This window comes from Bizionia sp. M204 (genome assembly GCF_023205095.1).
Taxonomy (GTDB): domain Bacteria; phylum Bacteroidota; class Bacteroidia; order Flavobacteriales; family Flavobacteriaceae; genus Algorimicrobium; species Algorimicrobium hallyeonense.
Window position 1 is genome coordinate 485001 of the sequence record NZ_CP046242.1, and the last position, 24126, is coordinate 509126.

17 protein-coding genes and 2 rRNA genes (1 of these 19 cut by a window edge) are annotated in these 24126 nt (G+C 35.0%); 5 read left to right on the top strand and 14 right to left on the bottom strand.

The window, feature by feature from the left end; translation table 11 throughout:
• A 23S ribosomal RNA gene (locus tag GMA17_RS02235) occupies positions 1–2345 on the top strand; it begins 483 nt to the left of the window's first position.
• A 126-nt stretch (positions 2346–2471) separates the two neighbouring features.
• Positions 2472–2580 (top strand): 5S ribosomal RNA (rrf, locus tag GMA17_RS02240).
• Positions 2581–2703: 123 nt separating this feature from the next.
• Here the strand turns inward: rrf and GMA17_RS02245 are convergent.
• The 14 genes from GMA17_RS02245 to GMA17_RS02310 form a co-directional block, all read right to left on the bottom strand.
• Positions 2704–2937: a DUF6095 family protein gene (locus GMA17_RS02245; RefSeq protein ID WP_248398666.1), complete on the bottom strand. Its 234-nt coding sequence runs from the start codon at positions 2935–2937 to the stop codon at positions 2704–2706.
• Positions 2927–3745, bottom strand: coding sequence for an N-acetylmuramic acid 6-phosphate etherase (murQ, locus tag GMA17_RS02250; protein ID WP_248398668.1), 819 nt, complete (start codon positions 3743–3745; stop codon positions 2927–2929). The genes GMA17_RS02245 and murQ overlap by 11 nt, the downstream gene beginning before the upstream one ends.
• Before the next feature lie 49 nt (positions 3746–3794).
• Positions 3795–4610: a DUF4249 domain-containing protein gene (locus tag GMA17_RS02255; RefSeq protein ID WP_248398670.1), complete on the bottom strand. Its 816-nt coding sequence runs from the start codon at positions 4608–4610 to the stop codon at positions 3795–3797.
• Positions 4611–4614: 4 nt separating this feature from the next.
• Positions 4615–6984, bottom strand: coding sequence for a carboxypeptidase-like regulatory domain-containing protein (locus GMA17_RS02260; protein WP_371922428.1), 2370 nt, complete (start codon positions 6982–6984; stop codon positions 4615–4617).
• Positions 6985–7063: 79 nt separating this feature from the next.
• Positions 7064–9289 (bottom strand): NADP-dependent isocitrate dehydrogenase, encoded by a 2226-nt coding sequence (locus tag GMA17_RS02265; protein WP_248398675.1) that lies wholly within the window; start codon positions 9287–9289, stop codon positions 7064–7066.
• A 139-nt stretch (positions 9290–9428) separates the two neighbouring features.
• Positions 9429–10745 (bottom strand): TolC family protein, encoded by a 1317-nt coding sequence (locus GMA17_RS02270; RefSeq protein ID WP_248398678.1) that lies wholly within the window; start codon positions 10743–10745, stop codon positions 9429–9431.
• The gene (locus tag GMA17_RS02275; protein ID WP_248398681.1) at positions 10735–13932 is read right to left on the bottom strand and encodes an efflux RND transporter permease subunit; all 3198 of its coding nucleotides are present in this window, start codon (positions 13930–13932) and stop codon (positions 10735–10737) included. The genes GMA17_RS02270 and GMA17_RS02275 overlap by 11 nt, the downstream gene beginning before the upstream one ends.
• A 3-nt stretch (positions 13933–13935) precedes the next feature.
• Entirely contained in the window at positions 13936–15069 is a 1134-nt protein-coding gene (locus tag GMA17_RS02280; RefSeq protein WP_248398684.1) for an efflux RND transporter periplasmic adaptor subunit, read from the bottom strand.
• Positions 15070–15189: 120 nt separating this feature from the next.
• Positions 15190–15762: a pentapeptide repeat-containing protein gene (locus GMA17_RS02285; protein ID WP_248398686.1), complete on the bottom strand. Its 573-nt coding sequence runs from the start codon at positions 15760–15762 to the stop codon at positions 15190–15192.
• A 703-nt stretch (positions 15763–16465) separates the two neighbouring features.
• On the bottom strand, positions 16466–16819 hold the full coding sequence (gene rplS / locus GMA17_RS02290; protein ID WP_248398688.1) for a 50S ribosomal protein L19: 354 nt from the start codon (positions 16817–16819) through the stop codon (positions 16466–16468).
• A gap of 142 nt (positions 16820–16961) precedes the next feature.
• Positions 16962–17642, bottom strand: coding sequence for a tRNA (guanosine(37)-N1)-methyltransferase TrmD (gene trmD / locus GMA17_RS02295; RefSeq protein WP_248400602.1), 681 nt, complete (start codon positions 17640–17642; stop codon positions 16962–16964).
• A 148-nt stretch (positions 17643–17790) separates the two neighbouring features.
• Positions 17791–18402: a tRNA (guanine-N1)-methyltransferase gene (locus GMA17_RS02300; RefSeq protein ID WP_248398691.1), complete on the bottom strand. Its 612-nt coding sequence runs from the start codon at positions 18400–18402 to the stop codon at positions 17791–17793.
• Between the two features lie 198 nt (positions 18403–18600).
• Positions 18601–20049, bottom strand: a complete 1449-nt coding sequence (locus GMA17_RS02305) for a glyceraldehyde-3-phosphate dehydrogenase (protein ID WP_248398694.1) — start codon at positions 20047–20049, stop codon at positions 18601–18603.
• A gap of 171 nt (positions 20050–20220) precedes the next feature.
• Positions 20221–21636 (bottom strand): trypsin-like peptidase domain-containing protein, encoded by a 1416-nt coding sequence (locus GMA17_RS02310; RefSeq protein WP_248398696.1) that lies wholly within the window; start codon positions 21634–21636, stop codon positions 20221–20223.
• Between the two features lie 148 nt (positions 21637–21784).
• Here GMA17_RS02310 and dapF point away from each other — a divergent pair, with 148 nt between their 5' ends.
• From dapF to mltG, 3 genes are read left to right on the top strand one after another with little or no spacing between them, the layout of a single operon-like run.
• The gene (gene dapF, locus GMA17_RS02315) at positions 21785–22564 is read left to right on the top strand and encodes a diaminopimelate epimerase (RefSeq protein ID WP_248398699.1); all 780 of its coding nucleotides are present in this window, start codon (positions 21785–21787) and stop codon (positions 22562–22564) included.
• Complete coding sequence (locus GMA17_RS02320) at positions 22558–23082, top strand: GNAT family N-acetyltransferase (protein ID WP_248398702.1); 525 nt, start codon at positions 22558–22560, stop codon at positions 23080–23082. The genes dapF and GMA17_RS02320 overlap by 7 nt, the downstream gene beginning before the upstream one ends.
• Complete coding sequence (gene mltG / locus GMA17_RS02325) at positions 23083–24126, top strand: endolytic transglycosylase MltG (RefSeq protein WP_248398704.1); 1044 nt, start codon at positions 23083–23085, stop codon at positions 24124–24126. It abuts the gene before it with no gap.

Consider the following 24126-nt stretch of genomic DNA (forward strand, 5'->3'; position numbering starts at 1 on the left):
ACCGTGAGGGAAAGGTGAAAAGAACCCTGAATAAGGGAGTGAAATAGAACCTGAAACCATACGCTTACAAGCGGTCGGAGCAGACTTGATCTGTGACGGCGTGCCTTTTGCATAATGAGCCTACGAGTTACCGTTGCTAGCAAGGTTAAGGACTTCAGGTCGGATCCGTAGCGAAAGCGAGTCTGAATAGGGCGCTTTAGTTAGTAGTGGTAGACGCGAAACCGTGTGATCTACCCATGGGCAGGTTGAAGCTGTAGTAACATACAGTGGAGGAACCGAACCGGTTGACGTTGAAAAGTCTTCGGATGACCTGTGGGTAGGGGTGAAAGGCCAATCAAACTCGGAAATAGCTCGTACTCCCCGAAATGCATTTAGGTGCAGCGTTGATTTATAGTTTTATAGAGGTAGAGCTACTGATTGGATGCGGGGGCTTCACCGCCTACCAATTCCTGACAAACTCCGAATGCTATATAATGATAATCAGCAGTGAGGGCATGGGTGCTAAGGTCCATGTCCGAGAGGGAAAGAACCCAGACCATCAGCTAAGGTCCCAAAATATATGTTAAGTTGAAAAAACGAGGTTGAACTGCTTAGACAGCTAGGATGTTGGCTTGGAAGCAGCCATTCATTTAAAGAGTGCGTAACAGCTCACTAGTCGAGCGGTTCGGCATGGATAATAATCGGGCATAAACATATTACCGAAGCTATGGACTTATTAATAAGTGGTAGGGGAGCATTGTAGTGTCGTCGAAGGTGTGCTGTGAGGCATGCTGGAGAAGCTACAAAAGAAAATGTAGGCATAAGTAACGATAATGCGGGCGAGAAACCCGCACTCCGAAAGACTAAGGTTTCCTCAGCTATGCTAATCAGCTGAGGGTTAGTCGGGACCTAACGCGAACCCGAAAGGGGTAGTGGATGGACAACAGGTTAATATTCCTGTACCTGCTCACACTAAAAGTGACGGAGGCGAAAAGTTGGTGCGTACTGACGGAATAGTACGTTGAAGGAAGTGGTAACACTCCAATAGTACACTAAAGCTACGGCTGCGGTGATAATCCAGCAAATCGACTTCCAAGAAAAGCGAGTGAAGCAGCCCGTACCCTAAACCGACACAGGTAGTTGGGATGAGAATTCTAAGGAGCTCGAGAGATTCATGGTTAAGGAACTAGGCAAAATAGACGCGTAACTTCGGGAGAAGCGTCGCCCATCTTTGGATGGGCCGCAGTGAAAGAGTCCAGGCGACTGTTTATCAAAAACACAGGGCTATGCTAAATCGAAAGATGACGTATATGGCCTGACACCTGCCCGGTGCTGGAAGGTTAAGTGGAGGGTTTAGCTTCGGCGAAGATCTGAAATGAAGCCCCAGTAAACGGCGGCCGTAACTATAACGGTCCTAAGGTAGCGAAATTCCTTGTCGGGTAAGTTCCGACCTGCACGAATGGTGCAACGATCTGGACACTGTCTCAACCATGAGCTCGGTGAAATTGTAGTATCGGTGAAGATGCCGATTACCCGCTGTGGGACGAAAAGACCCCGTGCACCTTTACTATAGCTTAGTATTGGTTTTGGATAAGTAATGTGTAGGATAGGTGGGAGACTTTGAAGCGGCGTCGCTAGGCGTTGTGGAGTCATTGTTGAAATACCACCCTTTGCTTATCTAGAGTCTAACCCTTCAAAAAAGGGGACAGTGCTTGGTGGGTAGTTTGACTGGGGTGGTCGCCTCCAAAAGAGTAACGGAGGCTTCTAAAGGTTCCCTCAGTACGGTTGGTAATCGTACGTAGAGTGCAATGGCATAAGGGAGCTTGACTGAGAGACATACAGGTCGATCAGGTACGAAAGTAGAGCATAGTGATCCGGTGGTTCCGCATGGAAGGGCCATCGCTCAAAGGATAAAAGGTACGCCGGGGATAACAGGCTGATCTCCCCCAAGAGCTCATATCGACGGGGGGGTTTGGCACCTCGATGTCGGCTCGTCACATCCTGGGGCTGGAGAAGGTCCCAAGGGTTGGGCTGTTCGCCCATTAAAGTGGCACGCGAGCTGGGTTCAGAACGTCGTGAGACAGTTCGGTCTCTATCTACAGTGGGCGTTAGAAATTTGAGTGGATCTGACTCTAGTACGAGAGGACCGAGTTGGACAAACCTCTGGTGTATCTGTTGTTCCGCCAGGAGCATTGCAGAGTAGCTACGTTTGGAAGGGATAAGCGCTGAAAGCATATAAGCGCGAAACCCACCACAAGATGAGATTTCTTTAAAGGGTCGTGGGAGATGACCACGTTGATAGGCTATAGGTGTAAAGGCAGTAATGTCATAGCCGAGTAGTACTAATAACCCATAGGCTTATTGTACGCCTGTTTTTTTACAAAGTTTACAAACTAAATCATGTACTTTTTTCAATATGTTAAGATATTTGTTCCATGTATAATGGAACGCTGAAAGTAATACCTTAAAACCGTATTACATCAGCTATAACTTAAGGTGGTTATAGCGACGGGGCTCACCTCTTACCATTCCGAACAGAGTAGTTAAGCCCGTTAGCGCCGATGGTACTGCATCTCGTGGGAGAGTAGGTCGCCGCCTTTTTTAAGAATCCCGATTCAATACTTGAATCGGGATTTTTTTTGTTTTATAAAGTTTCGTTTTAATCAAAAAAATAAAGCGCATCATGCGCTTTATAAATAATTGATATAAAATTGTAATTTAAAATTAGTTGAACATACTATCCATTATTGTTTTTAATCCTTTAAAGGCAAAGAATATAGCAAGGCCACAAATTATTATACCCACTATTAGTAATGGTATATATAAGGCTTTTTCTTGATTGCTAAATGCTATATATAAAAGAGTAGGCCCTAAAAACATGCATAATAATGATACTCCCATTTTTTTAATACCCTTTAAAAGAACATCTTTATCCGTGTGTTTTGTTTCAGTTTCCATTTGTATAATTGTTTATTGCTGTTCTCACATTTTTATAGGTGTTTAATAATTGTTGAGCCGTTACATAGTCTATTTGGAGTTCTTCCATAATCATCTTTATTCCGCGTTCAACCAACTTGACATTACTTAATTGCATATCGACCATCTTATTTCCTTTAACATGGCCCAGTTGAATCATGGTGGTGGTTGTAATCATATTAAGAACTAATTTTTGAGCTGTACCTGCTTTCATCCTAGAACTTCCTGTAACAAATTCTGGCCCTACCACAACTTCAATAGGATATTTGGAAACTAAAGATAGGGGACTGTTTTTATTACAAGTAATACAGCCAGTAAGGATTTGATTTTTATTACACATTTTTAATGCTGCAATAACGTAAGGCGTGGTTCCTGATGCTGCAATACCAATTACAATATCTTTAGATGATATATTAAAGGCTTGCAAGTCTTCCCAACCTTGAGTTTTAGAATCTTCAGCATTTTCAACAGCTTTTCGAATGGCTTTATCTCCACCTGCAATAATCCCTACCACTAAATCGTGTGAAACTCCAAAAGTTGGTGGACATTCTGATGCATCTAAAATACCTAACCTACCACTTGTTCCTGCACCTATATAAAAAAGTCGACCTCCAATTTTTAGTTTTTCAACTATTTGCGAAACTAAGGCTTCTATTTGTGGCAGTTCTCTTTCAACCGCCAAAGGTACGGTTTGATCTTCCGTATTAATATGCTTTAAGATAGCAGATACGGACATCGTTTCGAGATGGTTGTAATTTGAATCTTTTTCAGTTGTTTTTATAAAATCCATAGCTTCAAAATTACAAAATATAATCTGTAATTATAATATGGAACTTGCTCTATTCAATGGTATAATTAATTTCAGCCACTTCAGATAACCTGAAATATCCTAATGGATAATTATTTTGATTGGTTGTATTTATGCAATTCCCGCGAACAGTGGCAGGTTGTGTTTCAAACGGACCACCTCCTCCGGCACCAGTTTGTTGCAATAAAATAAACATAAATTCATAAAACCGTTCGGATACACCATAATTTCTTATAATAACAGAATCGTTAGTGGTTAAATCTTCTTCAACATAGAAACCAAAAATCTGATTTCCATTTACAAATTCATCTTTAAAGGTATCTAATGTTTTATTTACCGGTATACTTGGAATGTACTCAAAAAAGTAATAATTTTCTTCGTTAGCTGGGTCTGTAAAGTATGCTTTAATTTCTGTTTCTTCACCAGTAATTCCGCCTTCTAAATTTTGTTCAACAAAATCAAATTCAGGTACAGCTAAAAGTGTTTCAGTAGCTGAATATATTTCATTTTTATAATTAATAGTTAGGTAATAGTCTGTATTTAAAACAGGAGTGAAATTTGAATTTAAATATAAACCAGTATTTCCATCTTCAACAAAAATAAAAACGTTATTATTAGAATCAGTAATAAAAACCTCGGCATCATTAGCTGGAGGAACTGAAGAATCAAAATAAGGAGCCGTTAAAGTAAGTTTTATGGACTGCTCATTACCTGAAGTTCCTTTTATCCAGTTTATGGAAGCATCGATTACTAATCTCGGTTCAGAATTAGGTACATTTACATCTATTACATCTTCACATGAAAAAATTGAAATACTAATTAGTAGTAAAATGATAATGTTCTTCATAGAATTAAAATTTAAAATTATAAGTAACCGATGGAACGATACCAAAAATTGATAATCGTGTTGCTTCATTTACACCGGTGTCTCTATTTTCTGAAAAGGTAATTGAAGCCGCATTATATCTATTATAAACGTTATAAATTCCGAAGACCCATTCAGCTTGCCAACCCGATGATTTTTCTGGTTTTGGTATGTAAGTGGCAGATAAATCCAGTCGGTTATAGGATGGTAATCGAAATTCATTACGCAAGCCATAGTTTGGTATGGAAATGCCATTGTACTCATATTGTGCATTGGGATAGGTTACGGGTTGACCTGTTTGAAGTATGAAATTAGCATTAAATCGCCATTTCTGTGTAAAATCATAACTAGCGGTAATAGAAATGTCATGCGTTTTATCATAGGCTGTTTTATACCACGCGCCATTGTTTATTCCTGGTTCATTTTCAGTTCTGCCAGGCGTTCTTTGTTCTGATTTTGATAAGGTATAAGCAATCCAACCTTTTAAACGCCCGGTATTTTTTCTGAAAAGTATTTCCATGCCATAAGCTCTGGCTTCACCATTTAAAATAACTTGTTCTATGGCATCATTCGCTATTAAATCCGCACCATCAATATAATCTATTCTGTTTTTTACTGTTTTATAAAATGTTTCTAACTCAAGTGAAAATACATCGTTCTTAAAATTTCTGAAATAACCTAGGGCTACTTGATCTAGTATTTGTGGGTCGGTGTACATACCGCTAGGAGTCCAAATATCTAATGGCGTCGGTGAACTCGTATTAGATAATAGATGCAAATATTGACTTAAACGGTTGTAACTTGCTTTGATAGATGAATTATTTTGCAATTGATAAGCAATGGCTAAACGTGGCTCGAAATTGCCAAATGATTTTAAAACTTTACTACGTTTGTACTTTTCAATGCCTATAGGTTCTGCTTTTTCGTAAATTTGTAACTCTTGGTTAAAAACGACCGGCACATTATTGGCATACATATTTAATTCATCCTGTCCTAGTCTTAAAAATGTACTATAGCGCAAGCCGTATGATAATTGAATCTTTTCGGATAATTTCTGCTCAACATCTAAATAAAGTGCATTTTCAAAAGCATATTTATCAATTAGTTTATCTGGATTAATGCCCGATTCTTCTGATGATGGTTTTATTTCTCCAGGATTAAATTTGTGATAAATGCTGTTTAGTCCATATTGGAGTGTTATATTATTATTCAGATAATGTTTGAAATCATATTTCACATTAAAATTGCGAATACCAGAATCCCAGTTAAATCCTATAAAATTTAGATCTAACCCGTAGTAATAATCCGAATAGATTAAAGATAAATTTGAAAATATTTTATCAGAAAACAAGTGATTCCATCTAAAGTTTAAAACTGTATTTCCATACGTGTTTTCAAAACTATCACTAAAACTCAACACATCACGACCAAAATATCCTGATAAATAGATGTTATTATTATCGTTCAATCTGTAACTAATTTTAGTATTTAAATCGTAGAAATAGGCTTTATTATCTAAATCAAAAAGGGGTAAAAACAAATGCGCATATGTAGCTCGACCTCCTAAAAGAAAGGAACCTTTTCCTTTATTAATTGGGCCTTCGGCTAAAAGTCTACTGGATATTAAACCAATGCCACCGTTCATGTGAAATTTATTTTTGTTTCCTTCTTTTTGATAGATGTCTAATACGGAAGAAACGCGTCCACCATACCTTGCCGGAATACCACCTTTGTAAAGTTTTAAGTCTTTTATGGCATCTGGATTAAAAACAGAGAAGAACCCGAATAAATGTGATGAGTTGTAAATGGTTGCTTCATCTAAAAGTATTAAGTTTTGGTCCGCGGCACCACCACGTACATTAAAACCTGAAGCACCTTCGCCAGCTGTAGTAACCCCTGGAAGTAAGGTGATAGCTTTTATAACATCTGCTTCACCAAACACAACAGGAATTTCTTTAATGGTTCCGGCTGACATAGCGTTTAAACTCATTTGGGGTTTTCTTATATTGAGTTTTTCTACATTTTCGGTGATAATGACTTCATTTAAGCTTTCTACGGATTCTGTTAATGTGAAATTTTTAGTGATATTTTCAGAAAGGGTTATGGTTTCCAAAATCTCACTATAACCTAAATAACTAATTACAACGCGATATGTGCCTTCAGGAAGGGTTATGGAGTAAAAGCCATATTCGTTGGTGGTTGCTCCAGTTTTTAGTTGGGGAATTAAAATATTAACACCAATTAGTGTTTCGCTACTTTCTGAATCTGAAATTACACCATTTAGAGTGAATTTATTTTGAGACCAAATAGAATTGATACTGAATGTAAAAATCAGAATTAACCAGAATATACGCATGTTCATTACCGCCAATTTTTATTAAAAGTATAAAAAAAAGCCCCTTAAAAAGGAGCTTTTTTCATAAAGTTTGGAAATATTATAACGCTTGTAATATTTTGTTTAATGTTTCACTTGGGCGCATAATATTGTTTGTTAAATCATCATTTGGTTCGTAATAGCCACCAATGCTGACTTGTTTTCCTTGTACACTATTCAATTCGTTAATAATGTTTTTTTCTTCGGCCTTAAACAAAAGTGCTATTTCTCCAAAAGTATTCTTCATTGAAATATCCTTTTCTTGGTTTGCAATTGCTTCTGCCCAATATTTAGCCAGGTAAAAATGGCTCCCTCTGTTATCCAATTCGCCCACTTTTCTAGAAGGTGACTGATTGTTATCCAAAAGTTTTTCCGTTGCTAAATCCAAAGCTTCCGATAATATGAGTGCTTTTGGATTTTTAGTAACTTCAGATAAATGCTCTAAAGAAACAGCTAGAGCTAAAAATTCACCTAAAGAATCCCATCGTAAATGATTTTCTTCTAGTAATTGTTCTACATGTTTTGGAGCAGAACCACCAGCACCGGTTTCAAATAAGCCGCCACCATTCATTAATGGTACAATAGATAACATTTTAGCACTTGTTCCTAATTCTAAAATTGGAAATAAATCAGTTAAATAATCACGTAATACATTTCCAGAAACTGAAATGGTATCTTCTCCAGCTTTAACACGCTTTAAAGTAAAATTAGTCGCTTCAATTGGTGATAGTATTCTGATGTCCAAACCAGATGTATCATGATCTTTTAAATAGGTATTTACTTTTTTAATTAATTCTGCATCATGTGCGCGCTTAACGTCTAACCAAAAAACGGCTGGTGTTTGCGAAGCTCTTGAACGATTTACAGCCAATTTAACCCAGTCCTGAATGGGAGCATCTTTTACTTGACACATTCTCCATATATCTCCGGCTTCAACGGTGTGCTCAATTAAAACTTTATTATCTGAATCCACAACCGTTACTGTACCGTTGCTAGCAATCTCGAATGTTTTATCATGCGATCCGTATTCTTCAGCTTTTTGAGCCATTAACCCAACATTTGGAACGGTTCCCATGGTCGTTGGATCAAAAGCGCCATGTTCTTTACAGAAAGCAATAGTAGCCGAGTAAATTCCTGCATAACTACTGTCTGGAATTACCGCTTTTGTATCTTGAAGCTCACCATTTTTATTCCACATTTTTCCAGATGTACGAATCATAGCAGGCATGGATGCGTCTATAATTACATCACTAGGAACATGTAAATTGGTAATACCCTTATCGCTATTAACCATGGCTAAATCTGGGCGACTATTAAAAGTTGCTTCAATATCAGCTTCAATAGCTTTTCGTTTGGCATCTGGTAATTCCGATAGGTTACGAATTAAATCTCCAAAACCATTATTAACATCGACTCCTATTTTATTGAAATCGTCTTGATATTTGGCAAATACGTCCTTAAAGAAAACACGTACAGCATGACCAAAAATAATTGGATCACTCACCTTCATCATAGTCGCTTTCATATGTAATGAAAACAATACGTTGGTTGCTTTAGCGTCTTCAATTTCAGTTTCTAAAAAGTTTAAAAGTGCTTTTTTGCTTAAAACCGTTCCATCAATAATTTCGCCTTTTAATAATGGGAAATCATTTTTTAGAATTGTTTTAGTACCACTTAAATCTGTATGAATTATTTTGACGCTGGTTGCCGCATCCAAGGTTACTGATTTTTCATTATGTGCAAAATCACCTTCACTCATGGTGGCAACATTTGTTTTTGAATCTTTACTCCAAGCACCCATAGAATGCGGATGTTTTTTAGCAAAATTCTTTACTGCCTTTGGCGCACGACGATCGGAGTTACCTTCGCGAAGTACAGGGTTTACAGCACTACCTTTTATTTTATCATAACGACTCTTTACGTCTTTATCTTGATCATTTTTTACTTCTTCCGGGTAATTAGGTAATTTATAACCTTTATCTTGAAGCTCTTTTATAGCACTATTTAACTGTGGAACAGAGGCACTAATATTTGGTAATTTAATGATGTTGGCTTCAGGTCTTTTAACTAAATCACCTAAAAAGGTAAGCGCATCGTCAACGCGTTGGTCTTCTGTTAAAAAATCCGGAAAATTTGCTAAAATTCTAGCAGCCAAAGATATATCTTTTGTTTCTATGGTAATTCCAGATGGTTTTGCAAAGGCCTTTATAATTGGTAAAAAAGATGCCGTTGCTAATGCTGGTGCTTCATCTGTTTTTGTGTAAATTATAGTAGAAGAGTTTGTCATTATATTTTAGTTTTGGTACGTTATTTAACAGCGCAAATATACAAAATCTTATAGGAGTTTTATGCGGTTTATCCTGATTGATTTTTATCAATACGGCATGGCTAGTATTACTTAAGTAGCTATTGTTACTGTAAGTTATTTAAAACTCAACATTCAATAAGTCTCCGCTTATTTGTAAAACGGTTAGTTCGGCAAGCTTGGCATCATATTTTGCTTGATTTCTGCTTAATTCCGCATTCCGAAGGTTTAATTGTGCTTGCCTAAACTCAATAGAAGTAGCTTGTCCCAGTTTAAACTTTTCTTGAGTTCGATTAAAATTATTTTCGGAAGTAATAATATTATCTTGTTGGACATTAAAAATAACTAGCTTGTTTTGATAATCCTCCCAAGCATTATAAAAATCGCGTTCAATGGTGATGATTAGTTGCTCTTTTTGCAATTTTTGATTGTCTAAATTAATTTTGGTGTTTTTTACTTGCGTAATAGTGCTTCCGCCATCAAATAGATCCCAAGCTAGATTAATACCTACTGAAAGACCTGTGTTTAAAGTTGTTGTTGCAAAAGAAGCTGCGTTGTTATTGTTTTTATTCCAACCATAGGAACCAATTAATCCAACTGTAGGTAAATATTGCGATTTTCGAGCTTTAATGTCTATTTCGCCAATAGAAATATTTTTTTCTGCTTGCAACAGCGCCACATTATTTGCTTTTGTTTTAGATAATAATTCATCCTTATCTAAATCTAACAAAAACTTAAGGTCTGTTTTAACATCAAAGTCCCCAGCAATTTGATTGCCGATTACAACATTTAAATCTCGTTTTGTATTTTTTAATTGTTGTCTAATATTTATAAGATTTATACTATCATTATTAATATCCACTTGTGCATTTAAAACACCTAGCTTCGTGTTTTGACCATAATCGAATTGATATTCCGCTCTTAATAATCTATCCTTTGAAATATTTAAAGTTTGCTCTAAAGCTAATGTGTTTTCTGACGTTTTAGCTAGATTGTAATAAATAGTAAATAGTTGAATGATGACGTTTTCAATAGTTTCTCTTGCCTCTAGTTGCGATAAAAAATATTCTTCTTTCAAACGTTTATAATTATACTGTCTTCCCATGCCATCAAAAACAACATAATTTAAATTAACCGATGCATTATAACGCGAGCTTTCTGCACCATTTAAAATAGTAGATTCCCCATTAGCAAATTGGGCTTCCGTATTATCTAAATTATATGTAGCGCCAGCATTACCCGTTACAGTTGGTAGATATCCAGAATTTAAGATACTGGTATTATTTTCGGCAATTTCTAACGAGTTATTGGTGATTTTTATACCATAATTATGTTCTAAAGCCATGGAAAAAGCATCTTCTGGATTTAAAATCCTCTGCGAAAACAATGGTAATGACAATAATAAAAGACTGTATATTATGACGTTTTTAATGCTCATTTTCTTCTTTTTGTTCTTTAATAGCGCGTTCAACTTCTTCTTTTGTTACGGCTTTATTAGAATATAACCATTTAGCATTTTTCTTAATACTATTATTAAATGATAGAAATAAGGGTAAGACTAATAAGGTTAATATAGTGGCATAGGCAATTCCGAAAGAAATTGATATTGCCATGGGTTTCAAAAATTGTGCTTGTCTACTTTTTTCTAATAACAAAGGTGCTAAACCAGCTATGGTAGTTACCGATGTTAAGAAAATAGCTCTAAACCTTGACTTTCCAGCATCCGATAGGGCTAAATCGAAAGACATGCCGTTTTTTAAATTTGTATTGAATTTGCCTATAAGAACTAACCCGTCATTCACCATTATTCCAATTAGTGCAATTATACCTAATAAGGATAATACGTTTACCGGAAAGCCTAACAGCCAATGTCCCCAAGCTACGGCGGTTAAACTAAATGGAACTAATAGCAACAATAATAAAGGTTGACTGTAGCTTCTGAAAGTAAAGGCAATGGTAATATAAATAAGCAATAAAATGATAGTTCCTGCACTTGAAATAGATGAAGATAACTTTTGGGCCTCCCGATTTTGTCCTTCAAAGGCAGCAGAAATTGTTGGATATTTAGATTGTAACTCTGGAATGGTTGTTCTCTTAATTTCATCAAGAATATCTGTAACACTGGTACTTGGATCTTTTAAATCTGCCGAAACTCTAATTTCTCGTTTGCCATCTAAATGATTAATGGCAACATCGCCACGGACAATAGTATAGGTTGCAATGTCTTTTAACGCAATACGACTGCCTGTTGGCGTTACAATACGCATATCCTCCAAATCGTTGATAGATTCTCTATTGGGACGATCATAACGCACCCATACTCGAATCTCATCTTGACCTCTTTGAAAACGTTGAACTTGAGAACCGAAAAAACCAGCACGAATTTGTGCCATTACTGTGCTAAGGTCCAAACCTATTAAATAGGCGGTCTCTTTTAACTCAAGTCTAATTTCCTTAATACCAGCAGGATCATTGTCTTCAATATCTTTGAGTAAAGGGTTTTCTTCTAAAATATTTTTTAACTCCACTTTAGCGGCTTTCAGTTCCTCAATATTATTGCCTAGTAGAGCTACGGAAACGGGACTACCACCAAAATTTCCACCAGAACCATAAATCAATCGTTCGGTACCAATTACCGGACCTACTAACTCACGTAGCCTATTTGCTACCATGGAAGCGTTGATTTCGTCAGGCCTTTCTTCTCCAGGTAACATGTTTATAACCAATTGTGCGCTGGAGCTACTATTTAAGGTTAGTATGGTATTTTCAAAAAGCTCTTTATCGGAATCTTTTAAAAACTTTTCAGAGAACTCTTTATTTACTATAAACGACTTTTCTTCTATCATTGAAATAATAGAATCGGTTATTTTTACATTGGTTCCGTTGGGCATATCTAATTCAATGGAGATACGGTCACTTGCTATGGATGGGAAAATTGTAACACCAATAACACCGCCACCTATAGCGCCGAATGTTAAAACTAAAAGAGCCACAAAAATCCCTAAAGACAAGATTTTAAATTTTAAAACAAATGATAATGCTGGCGAATAGACTTTGTCTCTTAAAAACCTCATGATTCGATCTCCGAAAGCATTGATGCCACGCATTTTGGCAAAAAACTGTTTTGTTTTTGAAGGGTTTTCTTGAGGAGTTTCTTTTCTTAAGGCTTTAGAATGGGCTAAATGCGCGGGTAGAATTATTAAAGCCTCTACTAAAGAAACGACTAATGTTAAAATAACGACAACGGCAACTTCGCTGAAAAATTCACCAATTCGACTGTCCAAAAACAGAAATAATGAAAAAGCTAGGATTGTGGTTATAATAGCCGATACAACGGGAGGTATAACTTCCATGGTTCCATCAATAGCTGCTTGGATTGGTGTTTTCCCTTTTTCGTAATGCTGATAAATGTTTTCTGCAATTACGATGGCATCATCAACTAAAATACCAATAACGATAATCATTCCAAAAAGTGACAGTACGTTTATAGTAACATCAAATTGTCCCGCAAAAATGAACATTCCTAAAAATGAAAGAGGAAGTCCAAATGCCACCCAAAAGGCCAATCTTGTGTTTAAAAATAAGGATAGGAAAATTAAAACTAAAAACATACCAATCATGGCGTTTTCAGATAAAAGCTTGGTTCGTTGGTTTAATGTAATGGATAAATCTCTAACGATGTCTAACCGGACATTTTCATGTTTTTGATTGTACTCATCTATATAAACCTTAACTTTTTCGGCAGAAGACATAAGATCTTCATTATTTGTACTAGTTACAGAAATATTTACCGATAAATTTTTATTGAAAAAAGTAGCATTTGGTGTTTCCGAAAAACGATCTCTTATAATTGCCACGTCCTTTAAGCGTACCGTTTTCCCATCTTGTGTTGCTTTTACAACAATGTTTGAAAGTTCGTCGCCATAATAGGAACGGTTGTTGGCGCGAATAAGATACTCCTCGGCATCCGTTTTTATATTTCCTCCAGTAATTAGAATATTAGATGAAGCTACTGCCTTTGCAACATCGGAAAATGTTAGATTATATGCTAATAGGTTGTTTTCATTTAGGGCAATTTCTATTTCTTCTTCTGGATACCCAGTAACAGTTACTTGCGAAATACCATCAATAGCTCGTAAATCATTCTCAACCTGTCTCCCTATTTGTTTTAAGGTTACTAACGGTACATTATTTCCACTTAAAGCAAAAGATATGGTTTCCCGAATGGCTTCTTGTTTCGAAACAACCAATGGTTCCATGCCAGTTGGAAAAGAAGGTACACGATCCACGGCGTTTTTAACTTCTAATAACATGAAGTCAATATTTTCACCTTTTTCAATTTCAACAGTAATCGTTCCACTATTTTCTCTGGAGGTGGAAGTAACGCGATCTATGCCTTTTAATCCTTTAAGATTATCTTCAATTTGCAGCACAATACCTTCCTCTATTTCTTGAGGCGAAGCGCCAGGATAGATAATGTTTATATTGATTATTTTAGATTCGACAAGGGGGAAAAATGACGATTTCAAAGACATAATCCCTAATATACCAAATGCAAAAAAAGCTATAATGAAGACATTAACAGCTACATGATACCGAATAAAATACGTAATTATTTTTCTCATAATTTATTGGCTATCCCTTGAAGTTTTATTTTCAGTAAATGGCTTTACAAGCATTCCGGCGTAGGCACCTGGAACTGGTTTGTTTAAAATAACGGTACCATTTGGAACATTTTTTAAAACAACGGTTGTTTCCGAAAAGAAAACAGGTGTAACATTTAGTATATCTAGGGTGTTATCCTTAACTATAAAAATCTGATTTCCATCTAACATTAAGTTTCTATTTATTTCTATGGCATTTTCCTCTTTTTTAGCATTCAAGCTTGCTTCTAGATACATCCCTTCTTTAAGTTGTTCATTTTCCACTTCAATATACGCCGTAATGGTTTGTGTTGCTGCATCAATACTTCCATTAACTCTGGAAATTTTTCCTTTATAACGCTCGGTATGTTCTATGTTTTGTAATTCAACGTCTTCGTTTACCTTTAAAAGGCTGGCGTAGGATTTACTCAAAGCTATTTCCATTTCATAAACGGTAGGATCAATATATTCACCTAGTTTTTGTCCAATTCTAATTAAGGCACCTTCCGTAATTAGGGCTTCCGTGAGAATACCATTAAAGGGCGCTGAGATATTATACTTTGCTAAACGCTGTTCTAAATTTTTAACATTGTAATAATTGGAAACAATACCACGGCCTGTAATGAAATAATTTTCTTTATCTGATGTCATTTCAGGAAGTTTTGGGGTGGTTTTATTTAAATCGAAACTATTTAAATACGTTTGCCATTTCTGAAACATGTTAGGGAAATCTAATCGTAAATCAGGCATAATAGCTGCAATTGTATTGTAAAGGTTACTTTTTGCCGATTGTACACTAGCATAGTATTCAGATGCATCAATCTTAATGAGTGTTTCGCCTTTTTTATAGTATTGCCCTGGTTTAAATAGTTTGGTTCCAGGTTTAAAAATTCCTTGAACTTCAGCATATAATTCCACACGCTGCTTGGCCACTAAACTGCCATTAGCGGGAATTAAAATAGGAATAGTGGAGTTTTTAACGGTGTCTGTGTAGACCGTTTTTATAACTTTTTCTATAACCGGTTTGGGTTTTGTTTTGCTGTCTATTAAATGTTTGGCAATAAAAAAAGAGCCTAATATAAGTAAGACTCCTAAAATTGAAAGTATGATATTTCGCATTTGAAATGGGTTGGTTGCGGTTGTTAGACAACAAAACTATCTTTAAGTTTAATTTAGTAGTCTTAAAAAAATCATAAAAAACGCAATTGTGCATGCCATAAAGTATAATTACACAGTATATTATTCTATAATAAGTTGGTAAGATTTTAATAGGCCTAGTACATTTTCTTTCGAAAATTTAGCTGATTTTAAAGTATTGAATTCAGGACTCATTGTAATGTTTTGAGATGTTGAAAAATCGGCATGTGTTAGGTTTGATTTATAGAAAATAGCCTGGTCCAAATTGCAGTCTAAAAAACTGGCGTAGGAGAGATCTGTATCAGAAAAATCTGTTTGTTTTAATGAGCAGGTATGGAATTGGGTATTTTTTAATTTCAGATTATTAAATGCAGATAGATTTAATAGGCAGTTTTTAAATGAAAAAGACATTAAAAAAGGATTACATGTATTAAAAAGCACACCAAGTATTTTGCAATCGGTAAATATTACATCTTTAAATGTGGCATCCTTAACTTTGGCAGAACTTAAATTACAGTTAAGAAACTCACATTCTGTAAATGATATATATGATAGAAATGCATCTGAAAAATCACAATCTATAAATTGACAATTATCATATTCACCCTTGGCAAGAGGTTCGTGGGTGTAAGTTTGTTTTTTAAAGGTTTGATCGCAGATGTAGGGCAGATTCATTGTTGTTTACTTTTTTCAGCTCAAAACTACTTAAAATAACGGTTTATTAAAAAACAAAAGCCATATCATATCAGACGAACGTCTGGTTTGACATGGCTTTCTTTGAAATAGCTGAACATGATCTATGCAATCTTACAATTACAGGATGTAGAAATTATCTACATGTTTCAATTCAAGGATTACTATTTCAAAAGTGAAACATTTCTAAACGCAACTTTCAAAATGTATTGACCTGTTGCAAAAATGTCTCGATTTACTGTTTTTCTTGATGTTTTGTCTGTATTGAGATTCATTTACATAAATTACAAACACTCAAAACATTGTTTTCTAGTCTAATTCTCACTTTCGTTTCTAAAAGACAATTAAAAACTTTCAACTTTTATCACTACTAACTGCAAATACATTTAGCGTTTTAAAAAGTATCATGATTTTTTAGTTACACACGTAAACGTGTTTACCGCAAAACCTCAAAAAACAATAAGATTTAAAGAACGTATCTTTATTGAAATAAAAATAAATTTGTTTTTTTAATACAAAACCAACTTGGTTGTCTTTTAATTCTTGTACTAATATAAGGCGAGATTCTTGTTTTTAAAAACTTTTAAGGTTTTAGATATCAACAACTTATAAACTGGAGTTATTAACTTTTGTTAATAAAAAAAGCCCTGTAAAAACAGGGCTTTCCAACGTTATCAACAAAGTATTAACGTTTCATACTTTCTTTGATTCTAGCTTTCTTACCAGTTAAGCCTCTAAAGTAGTAGATACGTGCACGACGTACTTTACCACGTTTGTTAACTTCAACTTTTTGTAAAGCTGGCATATTGATTGGGAAAATACGCTCTACACCAATAGTTCCAGACATTTTTCTGATTGTAAATGTTTCAGAAGAACCTGTTCCTCTCTTTTGAATAACAACACCTCTAAAGAACTGTGTACGTACTTTTTCGCCTTCTCTAATTTCGTAATAAACTGTAATTGTGTCTCCAGCACTAAACTCTGGAAAATCTTTTTTAGGTACAAACTCTTGTTGTACAAATTTGATTAAAGATTCCATATCTTTTATTTTTATCTTAATTAATCCGAAACAACATTCACGATTATCGCCAGAGGTTAACTCGAAATTGGCTGCAAAGATAACTAATTATAAATAACTTGCAATTAATAATTTCACTTTTTAAACGATGAAAAATTAGCTTTTATTTTTCGTCTAATAAGTCGGGTCTTCGCGTTTTCGTACGCTCGTATGCTTGCTCTTCCCGCCATTTTTCAATTTTTGGAAAGTTACCAGTAAACAATAATTCGGGTACTTTCCATCCTTTGTATTCCCGAGGTCGTGTGTAAATTGGTGGTGCTAATAGATTATCCTGAAACGAATCGGTAAGCGCCGATGTCTCATTTCCTAAAACTCCAGGGATTAAACGAATAATAGCATCACATAATACAGCCGCACCTAATTCTCCTCCAGAAAGCACATAATCGCCTATGGAGATTTCGCGTGTAATAAAATGATCGCGAACCCGTTGATCTACTCCTTTATAATGGCCACACAAAATTATAATGTTTTCTTTTAATGAAATTTGGTTAGCAATACCTTGATTTAAGGTTTCGCCATCGGGTGTCATATAAATAACCTCGTCATAATTGCGTTCAGACTGTAATTGCGAAATGCATTTATCAATCGGTTCAATCATCATAACCATGCCGGCTCCGCCGCCAAATTGGTAGTCGTCTATAGTTTTATAATTATCGGTTGTATAATCACGTAAATTGTGGAAATGCACTTCTACCAAGTTCGCGTCAATAGCACGTTTTAAAATAGAAGCTTCAAACGGGCTCTTTAACAATTCAGGTAAAACGGTAATAATATCGATACGCATGATGGCTGTTTTGAGCTGCAAATATACTTGAAATGTTTTGGGATTCTGAATTTTTATAGATTGATAAATCAACTAAATCTTAAAAGCAAAAAAATCTACGAACGCAAGGTGTAGATTTTTTTATATTGAATTGAAAAAAAAGAATTTTTTAATTAATTCCTTTTTGTTTATTGAGTTCATCTTGAAGTTGGCGTCTTACTTTTTGCTCACGCTCTAATGCTGTGCGTCTGTGTTCATCAAATTCATCTTCTGTTTCGGAAAGGTTTTTTTGAGCTTCACGAGTTATGGCATTGCTATTTTTAAACTTGTAGATAAATAGGAGTAATAGTGCTAGTAATAAACCAACAATGGACCACATGAGAATATTATAATTGGGCTTGGTCATTTGTAAACCAAATAACTCCATGTTATTTTTTTCGTTGGTCGTTTTATTTAAGGTGTCTTCGGTGTTTTTTAGACTGCTTTTTAAACTTGCTATTTCACTATTCTGATTAGAAATAGTTCCTTCGGCTGTGGCTAATTCGGAATGGATAGATTTTAAGGAATCTAATGTATGTGCTTTCAAGGTATATAACCAGTTCTTTTTAACTACTTTATAATCTTGATAATTGTTAGAACGTTGAATGACGTACTCAAATTGGCTATCTATGGTACCGCTTTCTAAAGATAATTGGTCATCGGTTTCTGTTGCATCCTGTGCATTTATTGAGGCGTAACTTGCTATAAATAAAAATAATAGAAATTTTTTAAGACTGTTCATTTTGTAGTTGTAAAGAAATATAGTTGCTAAAATAAGAAAATATGTTTAGTATAAAACACAATACTCAAAAAGCCTCACGTATGGAGGCTGCATTATATACGAATAGCTTTATAATTTAGATGTTGAACTTGCGTTTTTTTTCATAAAAAAAATCTCGCTTAAATAAAGCGAGATTTTAATTTCAAAATACTTTTTAGACTAGTAGTATGTAAAGCGTCTTACTTTGGCAATATATTTTGCTAATCTAATAACTTGATGGCTGTAGCCATATTCGTTATCATACCATATATATAGTACTGCATTTTTTCCATCAGGACGGACTATAGTTGCCTTACTATCAAAAATGGCGGGTGCAGAACTTCCAACTATATCGCTAGAAACTAACTCATCACTTAATTCGTACTTTATTTGTTCCACTAAATTACCTTCTAAAGCATATTTCTTTAAAGTGGCATTAATGGCTTCCATTGAAGTAGCTTTTTCTAAATCCAAATTTAAAATGGCTAAAGAACCATTAGGCACAGGTACACGAATAGCGTTAGAGGTTAACTTACCTTCTAAACTTGGTAATGCTTTTGAAACAGCACTTCCTGCACCAGTTTCTGTAATAACCATGTTTAATGCTGCAGCGCGACCACGACGGTATTTATTATGGAAGTTGTCTACTAAATTCTGATCGTTTGTATAGGCGTGAATGGTTTCTAAATGACCACTTCTTACGCCGAATGTATCTTCAATAGCCTTTAAAATTGGTGTAATGGCATTGGTTGTACACGATGCGGCAGAAAAGATATCTACCGTATCTGGATTGTGCTCTTCGTGATTGACACCATGAACAATATTAGGGACACCTTTACCTGGTGCTGTAAGTAATACTTTCTCTGCTCCTTTAGATTTTAAATGTCTACTTAAGGCTTCATGATCTCTAAATGCACCTGTGTTGTCTATAACTAATGCATTATTGATACCATATTTTGTGTAATCTATATCTTCTGGCGCATTGGCTGAAATGATGTTAACCGTAGTGCCATTAATAATCAACGCATTGTTGTCAAGATCGGCAACAACAGTTCCCGAAAAATCACCATGAACAGAATCATTGCGTAATAATGAAGCTCTTTTTTCTAAAACCGTTTTATCTATTTTTCCACGAGTAACAATAGCTCGTAAACGCAACTGACTACCTTTACCTGTTTTTGTCATTAATTCACGTGCCACTAAACGACCAATACGTCCAAAACCATAAAGAACAACGTCTTTTGGTTGGATAGGATGTTCGGTTTTAGCGCCTTGTAATCTATCAGCAACAAAGGCTAAAGCATTACTAAATTTCTTTTCTTCTAAATGGTATTCATAGGTTAGTTTACCAATGTCCAACTTGGCAGGTGGTAAATCTAATGTTTTAATAGCTTGCGCTATTTCAACAGAATCGAAAATTGAAATTGGTTTTTGAACAAATTCGCCTGCATATTCGTGTAAATTTAGAATTTCACTGACGTTGCGGTCAATTAATTGATTTCTAAACAGGACCAGCTCGATAGATTTGTCATACCAAAGATCGCTAATAATTTTAATAAATTCTACCGTAGCTCTTCGTCTATCGGCTTGAAATGCTAATTCGCTTTCATAAGTCTCGTTAAAACTCATTGTGTAATAATTTTAGTGTGTTGTTAATTTTTATCTATCCAAGCTGTTTTTAAGGCTCTTGAATCTGCGTGCAAAAATAGTACATTTCAACCGTTTTTATCGTGTATTTTATATAAAAAAATCCCTAAAACATATAGAAACGTTAAAGGGATTTTTTTGGTTTGCAGCCTGTTACCTGAAAATAAAACTTTGCTTTTGGCCGCGTGTATTTATAATGCTTATTTTTTCAATATTCTTATCTAAAGCATTTCCATATTTCTTTTTTAAGATAGAAATATCGTCAATACTATTAATTTGAATATCATTTATATCCGTAATAATATAGCCTTTATTCAATCCAATTTTTTGATATAGCCAGTAATTATCGCTTTTGGTTACCAACACACCATGATCTATTTGGTATTGCTCTTTAATGTCTTTTGAAATATTTTTTACTTGAATATCTAAAAATTCAGTAGTTAAAATCTCAAATTTCGATAAGGTTACTGGAATAGCTTTTTCCGAATTGTCTCTTAAAACCATTACATTCACAACATCATCAGGACGTTTGGTGCTTAAATAACCTGTTAAATCGGCAAATTTTGAAATCCTTACATTGTCTATTTTAGTTATAATGTCGCCTTTTTTAATTCCAGCTTGCTCGGCGCCTGATTGTGCTTCAACAGCACCTACATAAAATCCTTCCGTTAAATTAACGTCCAATTCTTCAGACGATTTTCCATTTAAACTAATACCACTAACGCCCAAAATGCCATTTTGAACAATGCCAAATTCCATTATATCTTCTACCACTTTTCGTGCAATATTGCTAGGAACAGCAAACGAATAGCCAATATAGGAGCCTGTTTGTGAACTAATAGCAGTGTTTATACCAATTAACTCACCATTACTATTAACCAAAGCACCTCCCGAGTTTCCTGGATTTACGGCCGCATCAGTTTGGATGAATGATTGGTAATTTTGACCGGATAAATCGCGTGATTTTGCCGAAATAATCCCAGCCGTAACCGTTGATGTTAAATTAAATGGATTACCCACTGCTAGTACCCATTCGCCAATTTTAGCCATATCGGAGTCGCCAAATGTAATATATGGTAAATCTTCATCCGCGTCAATTTTTAATAGCGCGATATCCGTTTTTGGGTCAGTTCCTATTAAAGTAGCTTGATAAATCTTATTGTCGTTGGTAGTAATAGATAGCTCTTTGGCACCAGCAATAACGTGATTATTGGTAATAATATATCCGTTTTTATTAATAATAACACCACTTCCAGTTCCCACTTGTGCTTTTTGTGAACGTCTACCATAAAAGTAATCTTGCATGGTTGTCGGTGCCGAAACAACAGCTGTGTTTTTCACGTGCACAACGGCATGTACGGTTTCTTCTGCAGCATTTACAAAATTGGGAACACTTGCCGAATTTAATAAATTGGTATTATTAAAACTTGTTGGCAGATAAGTAGTTTGCTCTTGTTGCGGTTCGGTAGTCGTTATAGAAGCTTCTGGTTCTAAAAATACTTTATAAGCGGATAAAGTTAAGGCGCCACCTAATACGGAAACAAATACAAGCGTTAAAATCTTTTTCATAATCTATAATTGTTTTAATTAAATGAATAACGATTAAAATTAATTTATTATTGAATGGCTTTTTCAAGTTTAACTTTTTTTAACGTCGACTTTAACGCCTAATTAACATAGAAAAAAACCACCTTTAATTCATATATTTGCCCTGCTTATGATTTATACATTTTATAAATATCAAGGAACAGGTAACGATTTTGTCATGATTGACAACCGTCAACTTATATTTGACAAAAACAATACCAAAGCCATTAAAAAGCTATGCGACAGACGTTTTGGCATAGGAGCTGACGGATTAATTTTGTTGGAGAATCACGATACATTAGATTTTAAAATGGTGTATTACAATTCTGATGGAAACGAAAGCTCTATGTGTGGAAATGGCGGGCGTTGTCTTGTAGCCTTTGCTAAATTTTTAGGTATTATTAAAAAAGACACACAATTTATGGCGGTTGATGGTAAACATGATGCCATAATTGAAGCAGATTTGGTAAAACTTCAAATGCAAGATGTCCCACATATAAATATATTTGATACCCATGTGTTTTTAAATACAGGGTCGCCACACCATGTGCAGCTGATCACTGATTTAAAAAATATCGATATTAAAAAGACAGGTTCAAACATTAGATATGGGGAGCCTTATAATGAATTAGGAACGAATGTAAATTTTGTTGTAAAAAATTCAGAGACTAATTTTTCTGTTCGAACATACGAACGTGGTGTAGAAGATGAAACCTTATCCTGTGGTACGGGTGTAACAGCTGTGGCATTGGCCATGCACGCCATTGGTGAAACGGAAAAGAACCTCATTTCATTAGAAACGGAAGGTGGTGAACTCCAGGTTTCTTTTGATAAAAACGATTCTAAATATCAGAATATTTGGCTTATTGGTCCAGCAACGCAAGTTTTTAAAGGTGAAATAGAATGTTAACATTACAAGGGAAACATATGTATTTGCGCGCATTGGAACCAGAAGATTTGGATCTCATTTATACCATTGAGAATGACGAATCCATTTGGGAGTTAAGCAGTACACAAACACCTTATTCACGATATTTAATAAAACAATATCTTGAAAACGCTCATAAAGATATTTATGAAGTAAAACAGTTACGATTAGTAATCGCGAATGAAAATCATGAATCCATTGGGTTGATAGATTTATTTGATTGCGATTTCAAAAATAGACGTGCTGGTATTGGTATTCTTATTTATAGTAAATCGGATCGGCAACAAGGTTATGGAAATGAAGCTTTAAAACTATTAATGTCGTATGCAAAAACGCATTTAGATTTACATCAGCTGTTTTGTAATATTTCAGAAGACAATATTATGAGTTTAAATCTGTTTGAAAGCAACGGATTTATAAAAATAGGATTAAAAAAAGATTGGAATTATGTAAACGGTTCCTATAAAAACGAATATTTCTTACAACGAATTTTTAATTAAATGTATATCAAAAAAATACTTTGGGCTGTTGCTCTTATCGGATTGTTAGTAGCGGCTTACTTTGCGTATTTTGTGTATAGCACTATGTTTTCACCCAATACGGCTTTTAATAATGATGAAGCTTATATTTATGTTCCCACCAATGCATCATATTCAGAAGTACGGGAACAATTACAGCCGCTTTTAAAGGATATAAGTTCTTTTGACGCACTTGCCAAGCAGAAAAAATACACCACGAATATTAAGGCTGGACGTTATGCAATTAAAAAAGGCATGAACAATAATGATATTATAAATTCCATTCGCAGTAAAAACTTACCCTTTAATTTGGCGTTTAATAATCAGCAATCCTTGGAAGATTTAGCCGGACGCGTCAGTATGCAAATAGAAGCAGATAGCGTGTCTTTAGTTACTGCCATGCGCGACCCAGAGTTTTTAAAAGCTAATAATTTTTCCAATGCAACGGCGTTAGGAATGTATTTACCTAATAGTTATGAGTTTTTTTGGAATACATCCGCAGAACAATTTCGGGATAGGATGCTAACGGAATACAAACGGTTTTGGACCGAAAATAGATTAGCAAAAGCCAAAGCATTAAATTTAACGCAAAATGATGTAATGACGTTGGCCTCCATAGTATATGAAGAATCCAAACAAGCGGAAGAACAGCCACGTGTTGCAGGTGTTTATATTAATAGGTTACGAATTAAAATGCCACTACAGGCAGATCCAACTTTAAAATATGCAGCATACCAATTGCCAGAATATCAAAACACCATTATAAAGCGCGTGTTAAATAAACATAAAGAAATCAATTCGCCTTACAATACATATATGTATGCAGGATTACCTCCTGGATTAGTTACCATGCCAGATATTTCTGCCATTGATGCCGTTTTGAATTACGAAAAACATAGTTATTTATATTTTGCTGCTGATGCCAAGCGCTTAGGTTATCATAAATTTGCTAAAACCTTAAGTCAGCATAATGCAAACGCACGTGAATATCATAGTTATCTGTCTAAACAGGGTATTTATCAATAA

What these genes read in the sequence shown, in the direction of transcription:
- GMA17_RS02245 (WP_248398666.1), bottom strand. Translation starts at nt 2,937, where the DNA reads ATGGAAACTGAAACAAAACACACGGATAAAGATGTTCTTTTAAAGGGT.
- murQ (WP_248398668.1), bottom strand. Translation starts at nt 3,745, where the DNA reads ATGGATTTTATAAAAACAACTGAAAAAGATTCAAATTACAACCATCTC.
- GMA17_RS02255 (WP_248398670.1), bottom strand. Translation starts at nt 4,610, where the DNA reads ATGAAGAACATTATCATTTTACTACTAATTAGTATTTCAATTTTTTCA.
- GMA17_RS02260 (WP_371922428.1), bottom strand. Translation starts at nt 6,984, where the DNA reads ATGCGTATATTCTGGTTAATTCTGATTTTTACATTCAGTATCAATTCT.
- GMA17_RS02265 (WP_248398675.1), bottom strand. Translation starts at nt 9,289, where the DNA reads ATGACAAACTCTTCTACTATAATTTACACAAAAACAGATGAAGCACCA.
- GMA17_RS02270 (WP_248398678.1), bottom strand. Translation starts at nt 10,745, where the DNA reads ATGAGCATTAAAAACGTCATAATATACAGTCTTTTATTATTGTCATTA.
- GMA17_RS02275 (WP_248398681.1), bottom strand. Translation starts at nt 13,932, where the DNA reads ATGAGAAAAATAATTACGTATTTTATTCGGTATCATGTAGCTGTTAAT.
- GMA17_RS02280 (WP_248398684.1), bottom strand. Translation starts at nt 15,069, where the DNA reads ATGCGAAATATCATACTTTCAATTTTAGGAGTCTTACTTATATTAGGC.
- GMA17_RS02285 (WP_248398686.1), bottom strand. Translation starts at nt 15,762, where the DNA reads ATGAATCTGCCCTACATCTGCGATCAAACCTTTAAAAAACAAACTTAC.
- rplS (WP_248398688.1), bottom strand. Translation starts at nt 16,819, where the DNA reads ATGGAATCTTTAATCAAATTTGTACAACAAGAGTTTGTACCTAAAAAA.
- trmD (WP_248400602.1), bottom strand. Translation starts at nt 17,642, where the DNA reads ATGCGTATCGATATTATTACCGTTTTACCTGAATTGTTAAAGAGCCCG.
- GMA17_RS02300 (WP_248398691.1), bottom strand. Translation starts at nt 18,402, where the DNA reads ATGAACAGTCTTAAAAAATTTCTATTATTTTTATTTATAGCAAGTTAC.
- GMA17_RS02305 (WP_248398694.1), bottom strand. Translation starts at nt 20,049, where the DNA reads ATGAGTTTTAACGAGACTTATGAAAGCGAATTAGCATTTCAAGCCGAT.
- GMA17_RS02310 (WP_248398696.1), bottom strand. Translation starts at nt 21,636, where the DNA reads ATGAAAAAGATTTTAACGCTTGTATTTGTTTCCGTATTAGGTGGCGCC.
- dapF (WP_248398699.1), top strand. Translation starts at nt 21,785, where the DNA reads ATGATTTATACATTTTATAAATATCAAGGAACAGGTAACGATTTTGTC.
- GMA17_RS02320 (WP_248398702.1), top strand. Translation starts at nt 22,558, where the DNA reads ATGTTAACATTACAAGGGAAACATATGTATTTGCGCGCATTGGAACCA.
- mltG (WP_248398704.1), top strand. Translation starts at nt 23,083, where the DNA reads ATGTATATCAAAAAAATACTTTGGGCTGTTGCTCTTATCGGATTGTTA.